This window comes from Solicola agrisoli, assembly GCF_049059935.1.
Lineage (GTDB): Bacteria > Actinomycetota > Actinomycetes > Propionibacteriales > Nocardioidaceae > JAURVT01.
This window is the reverse complement of record NZ_JBMGQR010000024.1, coordinates 1-15,076: the sequence shown is the minus strand read 5'-3', so window position 1 is coordinate 15,076 and position 15,076 is coordinate 1. Positions and strand designations below refer to the sequence as shown.

Below are 15,076 nucleotides of genomic sequence, written 5' to 3'. Positions count from 1 at the left end.
GCACGACGCCCGGACACCTGCACGAGGTGTCCGGGCGCGTGGTGCGGTCCGCGCTAGAAGCCGTTGGCCAGCGCGGGCCGGCCGTTGCTGACCCAGGTGTTGCCGTTCACGGCGACCTTGGACGACCGGGGCACCCTCATCGGGCAACGCTCGCCCTGGAAGCGCGACGGGCCGAACTTGTTCGAGGAAATGGAGAGATTGTTGATCGGGCCCTTGGCCTGCTCGGAAACATTGATCGTGCAGCTGCCACCAGAAAGAATGTTTCCACTGAATACGACATTAGCGGTGCGACCCCAATTCTGGGTGACCATCACCGCCGCATTGTTGGCGTCTTCGAGACGATTGTTGGTCAGGCGGATGTTCGAGCCACCCTCGATCTGGACGTTGTCGTCGTGGCTCTTGTTGTCCGGCTGGCGCGGGTCCGGCGAGAAGTGCTTGTTGCCGTGCAGCCACGAGTTCTGGATGGTCGCGTTGGAGCCGAAGATCACCGCGGTGTCGACCACGTTCGAGATGTCGACCCGGTCGGCCACGAAGTTGTTGCCCTTGAGCCCGTCGAGGTACGGGGACGGGTAGGCACCCACGAGCGTGGTGTCGACGATCCGCAGGCCCTGCTGGCCTCCGTGAGCACCCACGAGCGAGCGGTTGACCTTGCCGGTCTGCCCGCCGCGGATCACGGAGTTCTTGATGGTGACCCGGTCGGCGCGGACGTCGACGAATCCGCGGACGTCGAGACCGTCGATGACGGCTCCGTCCTGGGTGATCGTCAGGTCGCCCTGGTGCACCGTCAGCTTCGTGCCGTCGGGCACGCCGGTGTTGGACGGACCGGGCCCCTGCCCCGAGGCCGGCGGGGTGGTGGGAGCGGGGGTGGTCGGCGCCGGCGTCGTGGGGGCCGGCTTGCTCGGCGTGGGCTTGACCGGCGTCGGCGTCGGCTTGACCGGGGTCGGCGTGGGCTTGACCGGCGCGGGCTTGGTCGGCGCCGGCGTGGTCGGCGCGGGCGTGGTGGGGGCCGGGCTGCCCGAGCTCGGCGTGATCCAGGCGTCCGAGACGAACGCGTTGCGGTCGCAGCCGTTGGCGGTGAAGTCGTTCGCGAGCGTGATCTCGACGTCGTGGGAGCCGGCCGGCAGCACCTTGCCGCCGGTCGTGTAGGAGCCGTACCGCTTGGCGTCGACGATCTTGGTGCGCCACCAGAACTTCCCGTCGACCCGGATGTCGAGGATCGGCCAGTCCTGGCAGTAGGAACCGATCGCACCGATCTTCAGCTCACCGGCCCCCTTCAACGTGATCGAGGCACGGCTGCCGTTGGACCACAGGGCCACGTCGGTCTTGCTCGACGGGACCGGCGTGCCGCCCGCCGGGCGGATCGTGCCCGCCCGCACCTCGAACGGGGAGGTCAACGCCGGCGTGGCCGCCGAGGCGAACACCGCGCCGCCTCCGGCCGCGGCGGTGGCGACCGCCGCGAGGCACGCGATCCAGATCTTCCACCGAGGTCGCGACGACGGCTGGTCGCTCCGGTGGGTTCCGGCTGGGCTGGTGACGGGGTTAGGGTCGACGTGGGCGTTGGCAGCATGGCGCACTGGAGGAGTCCTCTAGGTCGTCGTCGTTCATCGGGACGACGCCCCCGCGTCGTTTGGTGCAACGATCGACGAACGTAATACAGATTTCGGGCTCAGTCCAAGCCCGTGTCGAGGATCACCCGTGACCTGACGCGTCCGTGCTGGTCAGGAGGACCGCCGTGTGGCCCGGCTCACATCGCACCGTCGCGCTGGATGACGGCGCGGAGCGTCTTGTACGCGATCGCGAACTCGTCGCGAAGGGTCTGGTTGTCGACGTAGTCGAGGTCGAGGCGCACCGACTCGTGCCACCCGAGGTTGGACCTCCCGCTGACCTGCCACAGGCCGGTCATGCCGGGCTTGACCCGCAGGCGTCGCGCGATCCACTCGTCGTAGGCCTCGGTCTCGGACGGCAGGCCGGGCCGCGGCCCGATCAGCGACATCTCCCCGCGGACGACGTTGATCAGCTGGGGCAGCTCGTCCAGGGAGGTCCGACGGAGCGTGCGTCCCGCGCGGGTGATGCGGGGGTCGTTGCGCAGCTTGAACAGCAGGCCGGCACCGTCGTTCATCTCCTGGAGCTCGGCCAGGCGCTCCTCGGCGTCGACGTGCATGGTGCGGAGCTTGTACATGGTGAACGCGCGGCCACCGATCCCGGTGCGGACCTGGCGGAACAGGGCCGGGCCCGGGGAGTCGACCCGGACCCAGACGGCGATCCCGATCAGCACCGGCGCGACGAGCGCGAGCAAGGCCAGCCCGACGCCGCGGTCGATGGCGGCCTTCATCGCACGGTGGACCACACCGGGTCGCGGCGTGCTCACGGCGAGGACGAGACGTCGTCCGATCAGCTCGGGAGCGATGCGGTGCGGGGTGGCGCCGTGGACCTCTGCCGCCACGGCCAGAGCCGTCCGACCGTGCTCCAGGCCCCAGGTGAGACGACGGACGTCGTAGGCGGAGATCCGCGGACCGGGAGCGACGACCACCTGGTCGATGCCGTGGCGCTCGGCGAGCAGCGAGACGTCGCCGAGGGTGCCGAGGACGGCCACCCCGTCGACGGACGCACCGCTCTCCTCGGCGGACTCGTCGTCGAGGCAGACGCCGCGGATGTCGACGCTGGGGTGCTGGTGCCACTGGCTGATCAGGTCGCCGACGGCCTTGCGGTCCCCGACGAGCAGGATGCGACGAGGAGGCTCGCGCAGCCCCTGGAGACCGGCCACGAGCAGCAGGGTGAGCGCGCTGACCACACCTGCGGCGAACACGACGCGGGCGGGCTCCAGCGGCACCGCGCCGGACAGCGTCAGGACGAGGAGCAGCACCAGCAGCAGTGCGCTGGTGCGCTTGACGTAGGCCACCTCGCTGGCGACGTCGAGCTTGGGCGTGAAGGTGGTGCGTGCGACGAGGAGCACGGTCACGGCGGCCGAGACCGCCCAGGTCGTCAGGGCCTCGGGCCCCAGGGCCCAGAGGGCCCACGACGTGACGACGACGGTGACCAGCACGCGGACCAGCCGCGAGCTGTGGCGGGCACGGGTCGTCCCACCCGGGTGCGACGAGGGCGACGGCGTCGACGACGCGACCTCGAGGCGTCCCCCGGACACCGAGTGGTCCTCGCGGACGAAGGGCGCACGGAAGAAGACGAAGTCAGGATCTGCAGAACTCACGGCAGGTCTCCGAGACCACGATTTGGACCCGCCGGCCCACTGAACACACGAGCTCCGGGACCCCTGTGGGTACAGACGGTCTTGCGACCCTCAACCCCTCCCGGCTCTGCCTATGTTATAGGAACCTGAGGGCCCGCGGACCCCCCATCGAAGATCTTGAGGATTCCCGATCCAGGCAGAACGGACACCGGTCACCGACGAGGCACCAGAAGCAACATTCACCTGTTATACGCGTTCTGGACGTGTTCGAGGCCGTGCGTCACGAGCTCGCCGACGGCGTCCGCCGCGCGGTCCACGACCTCGTCCAGATCGGCGTTCTCCCTGCGTGCGAAGGGTTTGAGCACGTAGTCGGCCGGGTCCTGACGACCGGGCGGGCGTCCGACGCCCACCCGCACGCGCAGGAAGTCGCCGGTGCCCAGCGAGGCCCTCATGGACCGCAGACCGTTGTGACCGTTGTCACCACCCCCGAGCTTCACCCGCAGGCGCCCGAGGTCGAGATCGAGCTCGTCGTGCACGGCGACCACCCGCCCAGCGGGCACGCCGTAGAACTTCGACAGCGCCGAGACCGGTCCGCCGGACTCGTTCATGTACCCGCGCGACCGTGCCAGGACGACCCGCGGGCCGCCGATGCCCAGGCGGCTCTCCACCACCTCGGCGAGGCCCGACCGGTCACGCTTCCAGGACGAGCCCACCCGCCCGGCGATCAGGTCGCAGACCATGACCCCGATGTTGTGCCGGGTGTCCGCGTACTTCGCGCCCGCGTTGCCGAGGCCGACGACGAGCCAGGGCCCGTCGACGGCCTCGGTCACGCCGGTGGTCACTCGTCGTCGGAGGAGGACTCGCCCTCGCCGGCCTCGGCGTTCGCCTCGGCGGTGGCGGGAGCGTCGTCGCCGGAGGTCTCGGTGGCCTCGTCGCGCTCGATGCCGGCCTCCTCCTCGGCCTCGGCCAGCTCGGCGTCGATCTCCTCGGCCGTGGGCGCGAGGGTGATGTTGACGACCAGCGTCTCGGGGTCGAGCTCGAGGGTCGAGCCCTCGGGCAGGGTGAGCTCGGAGGCCAGGATCTGGGTGCCGGCCTCGAGGCCCTCGACGGACAGCTCGACCGACTCGGGGATGTTCGTGGCCTCGGCCTCGACGGTGATCTCGTTGTACTCGGTGACCACGAGGGTGCCGGGGGCGGGCTCGCCGGTGACGTGCAGCGGGACCTCGACCGAGACCTTCTCGCCCTTGCGGACGATGAGGAGGTCGACGTGCTCGAGGAAGCCCTTGATCGGGTCGCGCTGCACCTGACGGGGCAGGGCGAGGTGCTTGTCCGAGCCGACCTCGATCGACAGCAGCGCGTTGGAGTTCTTCAGCGCCAGCATCAGCGAGTGGCCGGGCAGCGAGACGTGCACGGGGTCGGTGCCGTGGCCGTAGAGCACGGCGGGCACGCGATCGGCGCGCCGGATGCGGCGGGCGGCGCCCTTGCCGAACTCGGTGCGGGTCTCGGCCTGGATGATCGTCTCGGACATCGCGTGTCACTCCTGCTCGTCGGTGCTCGTCTGGTGGTTCTCGTCAGAGGGAACCTGGGCGCGGTCGCGTGCGCGCTGGAGCGAGCACCGCGTCGATCACGGTGACGCACAGGGCGTCGACCCTCGCCGAGGCAACTTGAACATCCTACGGGACACCGGCATCGGGAGGACAATCGGCGGGCAGGCGCCACCCGGCGAGGCTCCTACCGGCCCCTCAGCACGAACGCGACGCCCTCGGCGGTGCCCCGGAGCACCGACCACAGCATCGACACCGGACGGCGCACGAGCGGGCGCTTGCCGTCGCGCCGCAGGATCAGCCAGGCGTAGCCAGGAGCGTGCAGCACCCAGCGGACGGCGCGACGACGAGGAAGGCTGACGGCGGCGAACAGCAGGCGGTTGCGGCAGTTGTACCGGCGGTACAGGTCGCTCTTGGTCACCGAGCCCTGGGTCGCACCGACGTCGTGGAGCACGGTCAGCTCGCGGTCGACGACCACCCGCGCGCCCAGCCGCCGCGCACGGAAGCTCAGGTCGATGTCCTCCCAGTACATGAAGTAGCGCTCGTCGAACCCGCCGAGGCGGTCCCACAGGTCGGGCTGGAAGGCCAGGCAGGCCCCGGTCACCCAGGGGTGCTCCGCGCGGGTGACGTCGACCCCCGCGGTCCGGGTGCGCCCGTGGTCCATCAACAGCTCGCCCCCGCCGAACCACGTGCTGCCGTCGCGCTTCAGCACCGTGGGGCATAGGAGCTGCGGGGCGTCGGCCGCCACGGTCTCCGCGAGCCTGACGAGGACGTCGCGCTCCAGCACCGCGTCGGGGTTCAGCAGCACCACGGCGTCCAGCGACCGTGACCGGCGCGCGTGCGCGACGCCGCGGTTGACCGCGGCACCGAACCCCGTGTTCGTGTCGAGGGCGAGCAGGTCGAAGCCGCGTTCCCGGCACACCCGCGCCACGGCGACCCGCTCGTCGGCGGAGTGGAGGTTGTCGACGACCACCAGCTCGACCCCCGAGGTGCCGGACAGGGCCTCGAAGTGGTCGGCGTCCAGCAGGTCGTGCGAGCCGTAGTTGACCACCACCACGGCCACCTGGAGGTCCAGGGCTCAGGCCTTGCCGTTGAACAGGCTCGTGACCGAGCCGTCCTCGAAGACCTCACGGACGGCGCGCGAGAGCAGCGGGGCGATGGAGAGCTCGGTGAGCTTGTCGAAGCGGCGCTCGTCGCTGATCGGCAGCGTGTTGGTGACGATGACCTCCCGGGCGCAGGAGTTCTTCAGCCGGTCGGTGGCCGGGCCGGAGAACACCGCGTGGGTGGCGGCGATGATCACGTCGGCCGCACCGGCGGCCTTGAGCGCGTCGGCGGCCTGGACGATGGTGCCGCCGGTGTCGATCAGGTCGTCGACGAGCACGCACACGCGGCCCTCGACCTCGCCCACGACGCGGTTGGCCTTGGTCTCGTTGGGGCGGTCGACGTCGCGCGTCTTGTGGATGAAGGCCAGGGGCACTCCCCCGAGCTCCTCGGCCCACGACTCGGCGACCTTGATCCGGCCGGCGTCGGGCGAGACGACGGCGAGCGGCTCGCCGCCGTAGTTGGCCATGACGTGCTCGGCCAGGATCGGCATCGCGATCAGGTGGTCGACGGGGCCGTCGAAGTAGCCCTGGATCTGGGCGGTGTGCAGGTCGACGGTCATCAGCCGGTCGGCGCCGGCCGCCTTGAACATGTCGGCCATCAGGCGGGCCGAGATCGGCTCGCGTCCGCGGTGCTTCTTGTCCTGGCGCGCGTAGCCGTAGAACGGCTGGATGACGGTGATGCGCTTGGCCGAGGCGCGCTTGAGCGCGTCGACCATGATCAGGTGCTCCATGATCGCGTCGTTGAGCGGCGCGTTGTGGCTCTGGATGACGAACGCGTCGCACCCGCGCACCGACTCCTCGAACCGGACGTAGATCTCGCCGTTGGCGAAGTCGTAGGCCGTGGTGGGGACGAGCCCGGTGCCCAGGAGGTCGACGACCTCCTCGGCGAGCGACGGGTGGGCCCGGCCCGAGAAGACCATCAGGTTCTTCTCGGTGGTGCGCTTGAGTCCGGTCACGGCTGGCTCGTCTCCTCGGTGGTGGTGGGGCTCGCGGCGCGCGCCGCCTCGTCCGAGGCGGACCCCGGACGTCGGCGGGCGACCCAGCCCTCGATGATGCGCTGGGGTCCCGAGGAGACGGCCAGCGCACCGGGTGGGACGTCCTCGCGGACGGTGGTGCCGGCGCCGGTGAACGCACCGTCGCCGATCGTCACGGGTGCGACGAAGATGTTGTCCGAGCCGGTGCGGCAGTGCCGCCCGACCGTCGTGCGGTGCTTGTCGACGCCGTCGTAGTTGGCGACGATCGTGCCGGCGCCGATGTTGCTGCCCTCGCCGACGTCGGCGTCGCCGACGTAGGACAGGTGCGGCACCTTGGCGCCGTCGCCGATGCGGGCGTTCTTGGTCTCGACGTAGGTGCCGATCTTGCCGCCGACGCCGAGCTCGGTGCCGGGGCGCAGGTAGGCGAAGGGCCCGACGGTGGCGCCGGCGCCCAGGACGGCGCCCGACCCGTGGGTGCGGACGACGGTGGCGTCGGCACCGACGACGACGTCGGTGAGCGTGGTGTCGGGGCCCAAGACGGCACCCGAGGCGACCTCGGTGGCGCCGTGCAGCTGCGTGCCCGGCAGCAGGGTGACGTCCGGCTCGAGCACGACGGTGACGTCGACCCAGGTGCTGCCCGGGTCGACGACGGTGACGCCCTCGCGCATCCAGGTGCGCAGGATCCGGCGGTTCAGCTCGGCGCCGACGGCCGCGAGCTGCGAGCGGTCGTTGACGCCCTCGGTCTGCCACGCGTCGTCGGTCCGGTGCGCGCCGACCGCGAGTCCGTCGGCGCGCGCGATCGCCACCACGTCGGTGAGGTAGTACTCGCGCTGGGCGTTGTCGTTGCCGATGCGTCCGAGCGCGTCGACGAGGAAGGCTCCGTCGAGGGCGTAGATGCCGCTGTTGACCTCGCGCAGCGCCTGCTCCTCGGGCGTCGCGTCGCGCTGCTCGACGATGCGCTCCACGTCGCCACCGGGGCCGCGCACGATGCGTCCGTAGCCCGTGGGGTCGGGCAGGTCGGCGGTGAGGACGCTGACCGCCCGGCCGGCTGCCGCGTGGTCGTCGACGAGGGCCCGCAGCGTCTCGGGGCTCAGCAGGGGCACGTCGCCGTAGGTCACCAGGACCGTGGTGCCGGCGGCCAGGGCCGCGGGGCCGAGGGCGTCGACGCCGACCTGCACGGCGTGGCCGGTGCCGAGCTGCTCGTGCTGCACACCGGTGACCGCCTCCGGCGCCAGCTCCCGCACGTGCGGCTCGACCTGCTCGCGGGCGTGGCCCACGACGACCGCGACGTGGTCGGGACCGACCGCCTGGACCGCCGACAGGGCGTGGCCGACGAGCGAGCGGCCGCCCACGGCGTGGAGCAGCTTGGAGGTCCGTGACCTCATCCGGGTGCCACCGCCCGCGGCGAGGACGATGACGGACAGCGCGTCGGGCACGGCGGCGGCTCCTGGTCGTTCGGGACGTGCGGTCACTCGGCTCCCCGGGTAGGAGTCGAACCTACGTCGCGTGATCCGCATTCAAAGTGCGGCGGGCCCTGCCGACAGACCAACCGGGGATCGTTTCGACGCTCAGCGTACGGAACCTGGGCGTCCGAGGCGACAGCGGCTTCGACGCCGCCGCCCCGGACGCCTCAGCCCTGGGGGGCGGTGGTGCGCAGGTCGTCCCACGTCGCCGTCAGCGGCCCGTTGGTGACGTTGGGGTTCGCGTAGGTCCACAGACCGACCCCACCTGCCTGCTGCAGCGACGCGGTGTCGTCCGTGGTCTCGACGGTCCAGGCCGTGGGCTCGTCGGTGCCGGCCTTCCAGACCTTGAACCGGATCGTCGTCGGCGAGGTGCCCACCACCTGCGTGCGCAGGCGCAGCGTGTCGCCGGCGCCGACGGTCAGGCCGCTCACCGCCGCGGACTTGACCGTGGTGGCGGTGCCGCCGACCAGCTTGGACACGTAGGCGGTCGCCGTCCCGGTGGTGGAGACGGCCACGTGGGCCCGGTAGCCGTCGGTCGAGGTGCCGCGGGCGAAGACGCCGAGCGAGATGCCGCCGCCGACCGGGATCCGGTCGGGGCTGACCGAGACGGTGGTGTCGCTGTCGGTGGTGCTCACACCGCCGAGCGTCGCCCGCAGGGACGCACCGGCCAGGGCCGACATCGTGCCCGTCGACCCGGCGGTGGCGAAGTTGGTCTTGCCACCTGCGACCACCCAGTCGCCGCCGGTGTCGGCGGTGCCCCAGCCCGAGGTCGTCGAGCGCCCGAAGGCGTCGGCCGCCAGGGCCGGGACGGGCACCGAGGCCTTCGCCTCGACGTCGCGGGTCGTGGACGAGGTCGCACCGCGGTCGTCGGTGACCTTGAGCGTGACCGTGTAGGTGCCGGCGGCCGCGTAGGTGTGGCTCGTCGTGCGGCCGGTGCCGGTGGTGCCGTCGCCGAAGTCCCACGCGTAGGAGGCGACCGACCCGTCGCTGTCGCTCGACGCCGAGGCGTCCAGGGCGACGTCGAGCAGGTTCGGCGTCGCGGTGAACGAGGCGGTCGGGGCCACGTTCGGCGACTGGCCGAGACCGCGCAGACGGTGGGTGGCGACCTCGTCGGCGCTCAGGGCGCGGGAGTAGATCGCGACCTCGTCGACCTGCCCGACGAGCGGGGTGGGGGAGGCGCCGCTGGTCAGCGCGTCGTACCCGACGCGCCAGTAGCCGGTGAAGTCGAGCCCGCGGGTGGCGTCGTTGCTGCCCACGAGGTCGCCGTCGACGTACAGCTTCATGCCGGCGCTGCTCTGCATCGCGGCGACGTGGTGCCAGGCGCCGTCGTTGTACGACTTGCTCGACGACACGGTGTTGCGGGTGCCGGCGTACTCGGTGCCGAACGTCAGCGTTCCGTCCGCGCCGATGCCGACGCCGCGGTCGGCGACCGTCGACACGTTCGAGCGCTGGTTGCCGAACCCGATCAGGCGCTGCGCGGAGCGGCTGGACGTCTTGAACCACAGCTCGGTGGCGAACGCACCCGGGTTGTTGATGGCCTGCGAGCCTGCACCCGAGCCGCCGTTGGTGGCGCCGGACTTGGCCGCCAGCGTGAGGGAGGCGTTGGTCGACCCGGTGATCGCTCCGGCGGACCCGAGGTTGCCGCGCCCCTGGAGGGTGGCGGTGCGGCCGTTGCCGGTGAGGTCGGCGGCGGTGGAGCCCGAGGTCTCCCCCAGGCGCCAGTAGGTGTCGGGCTGCGAGGCGAGCACGGTGGCCGAGTACGCGTCGTACAGCGAGCTGCTCCCGCTGGAGGCCGCGGTGACGCTGGTCGCCGTGCTGGACACCGTGTTGCCGGTGGGGTCGGAGGCGACGACCTGGTAGGCGTACGAGCGGCCGGCCTGCAGGCCGGTGTCGACCAGGCTCATCTGGGAGAGCTGCCAGAAGGTGCTGTCCTTGCGGCTGGTGCCCACCAGGGTGCCGTCGCGGTAGACCTTGTAGGTGAGGTTCGAGCTGTCGCGGTCGGACGTGGTCGTCCAGCGCACCAGTGCCGTCCCGGCGGCCGGCGACGTGACGGTGGGCGCGGCGATCGCGGCGGGGCCCACCTGATTGGGCGCGTCGGCGGCGGACGCGAAGCGCGCCAGGCCCTGCTGGATCTTGCCGTTGACGGTCGGGAACTCACCGGAGTACAGGACGTACTTGGAGGTGGTCTGGACGTTCCAGGTGGCCTGCCCCTGACCGGTGAAGGTGCCGATGCCGAAGTTCGGGAAGAAGTTCTGCAGGCTCGGCGCGGGCTGCCCGGCGAAGTTGCTGTAGCCGCTCTGGGTGTTGGTCTGCACCGTGCCGGTGCGCGCCTTGGAGAACGAGACGCCGTGGTGCCAGCTGCGGGGGTTCGTCTCGGGGTAGCCACCGATGTTGCTGCAGCTGTGGATGTGCCCGGAGATGTAGACGACGCCGTCGCGCTGGGCGGAGGAGTAGGTGTCGCCGTGGCAGTCCTCCATCCACACCAGCGAGCCGGTCGAGGGATCGGCCCGGAAGGTGCCCTCGTAGTTGCCGCCGGCGCCGAAGTCGTAGCCGGTGCCGTAGATGCTGTCGTCATCGGCGGTGAGCGAGGTGATCGCCGACTGCGCGCTGCCGTTCTGGATGATGGCGTTGGCGGCCCACGGCTGCACGGCGCCGGTGGACACGTCCACCGAGCCCATGCCGTAGGCGGCCGCACCGCCGATCGTCTGGAACCGGCCTCCCATGATCAGACGCGACTTGTCGGGCGTCAGCGTCATCGTCAGGACGGCGGCGTTGGGCGAGGGGTTGAACGCCAGCACCGAGCCGTCGGCGGCGGAGACCGCGGCGGCGTACGTGCGGGCGACGTTGGAGACCTTGGCGAAGTCGCCGCCGAGGTAGACGGTGTCGGCGGTGGCGACGACCGAGCGGACCGTCGTGCCGGCCAACGGCTTGAAGCCGGCGACGAGGGCGCCCGTGGCGGTGTCGAGGGCCGCGATGCGGGAGCGGACCTGGCCGTTGACGTCGGTGAACTGGCCGCCGATGTACAGGCGGGAGCCGTCGGGCGACTTGGTGATCGCGAGCACCTGGCCGTTGGTGGTGGGGGCCCAGTCGGTCTTGAGGACGCCGGTGTCGAGGTCGTAGGCGAGCAGGTTGGCCCGCGGCGTCTCGCCGGTGCCCTTCTGCACACCAGCCGGGCGGGCGCTGGTGAAGCTGCCCGCGGCGTAGACGGTGCTGCCGACGACGACCTGCGACCACACGACGCCGTCCACCTGCGTGGTGGGCAGCGCGTCGGCGGCGACGGTTGCGGGCGTGCGGGCGTCCGACGGGTCACGCGGAGCCGAGTCGGCGGACGCGAGCGACGGGACGGCGAGCGCCGCCGTGGTGAGGACGGCGAGCGCGAGCGGACGCGCACACCGACGAACTAGACCGAGCATTGCTGAGATCCCCCCCGGGAAACAGGCCACGAACAGTGTTCAGGGAACCAGGACGACCCCCGGCTCCGTCCCCGATCGGTGAAAGATCATCCACCTGGATGAGCGCCGACGGCGACGTTCCGCCGATACCGGACACGGGGGTGTGGGCTCGGTCTCAGGAGCGGGCCACGACGGTCGCCTCCGGGCTCGTGACGACGTTGCCGAACGGGTCGGTCGCCGACACCCGGTAGCGGTAGGTGGCGCCGGGGGTCAGGCCGGTGTCGGTGGCGCTGAGCCGCGGCCGGCTGTAGAAGACGCTGTCCCCGGTGAGGGTGCGGACCACCGCGCCGTTGCGGATCAGGCGGTAGGTCAGCGTCGTGTTGTCGAGGTCGGAGGCGCTGGTCCAGGAAGCCGTGACGACGCCGCGGACCGTCGACGTCACGGTGGGCGTCAGGTCGCTGGTGAGGGCGGGTCCGACCTTGTTCGGGGCGCGGGTCGACGTCGACATCCGCACGAGCCCCTGCTGCGCCCGGTTGTTGACGGCGGGGAACTCGCCGGCGAACGTCACGTAGGTGCCGTTGCCCGCCACGCTCCACGCCGCCTGGCTCTGGCCGGTGAAGCTGCCGACGTTCAGCGTCGGGAACCAGTTCAGCTGCGTGGGCGCGGGCTGACCGGCGAAGTTCGCGTAGCCGCCCTGGTTGTTGGGGCGCACGAGGCCGGTCACGGCCTTGGAGAAGGCCACGCCGCGGTGGGCCACGCGCGGCGTGACCTCGGGGAAGCCGCCGATGTTCTCGCAGTGGTGCGGGTGCCCCACGACGTACACGGCCTGGTCGAGCGAGTAGCTGCTGTAGGAGTCGCCGTGGCAGTCCTCGAGCCAGGTGATGGCGCCGTCGCTCGGGCGGGCTCGGAAGGTCCCCTCGAAGTTGCCGCCGCTGCCGAAGACGTAGCCGGTGCCGTAGACGCTGTCGCCGTCGGCGGTGAGCGAGGTGATGGAGGCCGCCGAGCCGGCGTTGCGGACGACCTGGTTGGCGAGCCACGTCCGGCGGGCCCCGGTGGCGGGGTCGACCGCGGCCATGCCGTAGCCGGCGGCCCCGCCGACGGTCGTGAAGCGCCCGCCGAGCACGAGGGTCGAGCGGTCGGGGGTGAGGGTCATGGCCGTGACGGGAGCGTTGGCGCCGGGGTTGAAGGGCAGCAGGGCGCCGGTCGTCCGGGACGCGGCGGCCACGTAGCCCCGCGCGATGGAGTTGACCTTGGCGAAGTCTCCCCCGAAGTAGACGGTGTCGGCGGTGACGGCGACGCTGCGGACCGTGGTCTGCGCCAACGGCTTGAAGGTCGGGTCGAGGGCCCCGGTGGTGGCGTCGAAGGCAGCGATGCGCGAACGGATGGCCCCGTTGGCGCGGTCGAACTGGCCGCCGGCATAGATCTTGGTGCCGTCGGGTGACGCGGCCAGCGACAGCACCTGCCCGTTGAGCACGGGCGCGAAGCCGGTCTTGAGCACACCGGTCGTGATGTCGTAGGCGAGCAGGTACGACCGCGGTGTCTCGTTGGTGCCGGCGGGCGACCCCGCGGGGCGGGCGCTGGTGAAGTTGCCGCCCGCGTAGACCGTGTTGCCGACGACGACCTGCGTCCAGGCGACCCCGTTGATCTGGACGGTGGGCAGCGCGTCGGCGGTGATCGTCGTCGGCGTGCGCGGGTCGGACGGGTTCGTGGGCGCCGAGTCGGCGAAGGCGGTCGGCGCCACCGCGAGCGCGAGCAGGGCGGCGACGGCGGCGGGCACGGCCCGCCGCACGGACAGGATGCTGTGGGCCATGACGGCCTCCCCCGGGTGCGGTGCGAGAGCCCGAAGGTAGCCACGACGACGGGGCCAGGGAAACGTTCCGCGGGAAGTTACCGCACCTGTGGTGGGACGGACACGCCCGCACCACGTCCAGGTGGACGAAGGCCGTCAACCCCGGCGAGACGGGACGCCGGGGGCAGAACGGACTAGTCGGCCGAGCCCTGGAACGCCACCACCGGCGAGAGCGCCGCGTGCGAGATGGTCACCTGGATGCGTCCACGCTGGCGCTCGGGGACGTTGAACACGTACGCCGCCCGTGCCGAGTCGCCCGCGGCGAGGTTGCCGGTGAAGGGCTTGGAGCGCTCGTCCCCGAACAGGGGCGGCGCGGGGTCGCCGGAGCGCCCGTACGCCAGGTTCACGGTGGACTGGGCGAGCGGGATCGCCCGCGAGGTGTCGTTGGTGAGCTCGAGGCGGACGAGGAGCGACGGTCCGTCGACCTCGCCGATGCCCTGCCCCTTGCCCTCGATCGACCGGACCGAGACGATGCGCGCGGTAACGCCGTCGCCGAACTCGGCGGGCTCGTCGATCGGCACGGGCGACCGCGTCGGGATCGGCGTCGGCGCCTCGGTGGGTCCCGTCGTCGGCGCGGGCGACTCCGTCGGTGTCGGGGTGGCCCCGCTGGGCGCCGTCGGCGCCGTCGTCGCACCCGGCGACAGGGTGGGCGTGGCGCTCGGCGTCGCGGAGGCGTCCCCGGCGGAGGGCTCGTCGTCGTCGCCACCGGTCAGGGCGAGCGCCAGCACGACCACGACGGCGACCACGAGCGCGGCGCCCGCGACCAACCAGCGCGTCCTCGACGTCGTGCCCGCGCCCTCGTCCTCGCCCGCCATGTCGCAACCCCCGTGTCGTCGGCGTGTGTCCGCCCGAGCCTACTGGGACCGCCGACGCCGCGAGTGCGAACGCGCACGCCGCCGACGGTCCCGACGCGCCGCCGTGCGGGCCGTCCGGGCGGCGAGGCGGTCGAGGGCCTCGGCGTCGAGGCGGGCGGCCTCGGCGGGCTCGGGGGCGGTGCCACCGAGGGCGTGCGGGAGCCACCAGGGGTCGTCGCCGTCGCGGGGTGGGTCGGGGTACTCGCCCTGGGCGCGCTCGAGCAGCGCCTGCATCCGGGCCCGGAGCTCGGCCGACACGGCGGCGAGGTCGTCGCCGGGCGCGGGGACGAACGGCTCCCCCACCAGCACGGTGACGGGGACGCCCCGACGCGTGGCGCGGCGTCCGTCGACGGTGAGCACCCGGTGGCCGCCCCAGACCACCACGGGCACGAGCGGCACCCCGTGCGCCCGGGCGAGGGCCGCCGCGCCGGGCTGGAAGGGCTTGAGCGTCCACGACCGGCTGATGGTGGCCTCGGGGAAGACGCCCACGACCTCGCCGCGCTCGAGCTCGCGGCTCGCCTGGCGGTAGGCGCCCGCGCCCTGAAGGCGGTCGACGGGGACGTGCCGCATGGCCCGCATCGCCGCACCGACCAGCGGGATCTCGAAGACCCCGCTCTTGGCCATGAAGCGCACCAGTCGGTCGCTGCGTCGAGCGGCGATGCCGGCGAGCGCGAAGTCGAGGTAGCCGGTGTGGTTGCACGCGAGCACCGCAC

At 72.0% G+C, this 15,076-nt stretch carries 11 protein-coding genes and 1 tRNA gene; all 12 read right to left on the bottom strand.

Going from position 1 to position 15,076, the window contains the following annotated elements:
• Positions 1–53 precede the first annotated feature (53 nt).
• Positions 54–1,574 carry a right-handed parallel beta-helix repeat-containing protein gene (locus tag ACI6PP_RS10720; protein WP_421111499.1) on the bottom strand — a complete coding sequence of 507 codons (1,521 nt, stop codon included), beginning with the start codon at positions 1,572–1,574 and terminating at the stop codon, positions 54–56.
• A gap of 170 nt (positions 1,575–1,744) precedes the next feature.
• Entirely contained in the window at positions 1,745–3,205 is a 1,461-nt protein-coding gene (locus ACI6PP_RS10715; protein ID WP_421111498.1) for a sugar transferase, read from the bottom strand.
• Between the two features lie 218 nt (positions 3,206–3,423).
• A complete protein-coding gene (gene pth / locus ACI6PP_RS10710; RefSeq protein ID WP_421111496.1) occupies positions 3,424–4,014 on the bottom strand; it encodes an aminoacyl-tRNA hydrolase in 591 nt (196 codons plus the stop codon).
• An 8-nt stretch (positions 4,015–4,022) separates the two neighbouring features.
• Positions 4,023–4,712, bottom strand: a complete 690-nt coding sequence (locus ACI6PP_RS10705) for a 50S ribosomal protein L25/general stress protein Ctc (RefSeq protein ID WP_421111494.1) — start codon at positions 4,710–4,712, stop codon at positions 4,023–4,025.
• 203 nt (positions 4,713–4,915) lie between these two features.
• Positions 4,916–5,791 carry a glycosyltransferase family 2 protein gene (locus ACI6PP_RS10700; RefSeq protein ID WP_421111492.1) on the bottom strand — a complete coding sequence of 292 codons (876 nt, stop codon included), beginning with the start codon at positions 5,789–5,791 and terminating at the stop codon, positions 4,916–4,918.
• Between the two features lie 15 nt (positions 5,792–5,806).
• Positions 5,807–6,787: a ribose-phosphate diphosphokinase gene (locus ACI6PP_RS10695; protein ID WP_421111490.1), complete on the bottom strand. Its 981-nt coding sequence runs from the start codon at positions 6,785–6,787 to the stop codon at positions 5,807–5,809.
• Positions 6,784–8,241, bottom strand: a complete 1,458-nt coding sequence (gene glmU, locus ACI6PP_RS10690; RefSeq protein WP_421111489.1) for a bifunctional UDP-N-acetylglucosamine diphosphorylase/glucosamine-1-phosphate N-acetyltransferase GlmU — start codon at positions 8,239–8,241, stop codon at positions 6,784–6,786. The genes ACI6PP_RS10695 and glmU overlap by 4 nt, the downstream gene beginning before the upstream one ends.
• A 40-nt stretch (positions 8,242–8,281) precedes the next feature.
• Positions 8,282–8,361: transfer RNA gene (locus ACI6PP_RS10685), tRNA-Gln, on the bottom strand.
• 74 nt (positions 8,362–8,435) lie between these two features.
• On the bottom strand, positions 8,436–11,681 hold the full coding sequence (locus ACI6PP_RS10680; protein WP_421111488.1) for a LamG-like jellyroll fold domain-containing protein: 3,246 nt from the start codon (positions 11,679–11,681) through the stop codon (positions 8,436–8,438).
• A gap of 154 nt (positions 11,682–11,835) precedes the next feature.
• A complete protein-coding gene (locus ACI6PP_RS10675) occupies positions 11,836–13,470 on the bottom strand; it encodes a hypothetical protein (protein WP_421111486.1) in 1,635 nt (544 codons plus the stop codon).
• 173 nt (positions 13,471–13,643) lie between these two features.
• Positions 13,644–14,324 carry a hypothetical protein gene (locus ACI6PP_RS10670; protein WP_421111485.1) on the bottom strand — a complete coding sequence of 227 codons (681 nt, stop codon included), beginning with the start codon at positions 14,322–14,324 and terminating at the stop codon, positions 13,644–13,646.
• Positions 14,325–14,363: 39 nt separating this feature from the next.
• The coding region (locus ACI6PP_RS10665; protein WP_421111484.1) for a lysophospholipid acyltransferase family protein at positions 14,364–15,076 on the bottom strand (713 nt) is incomplete at its 5' end.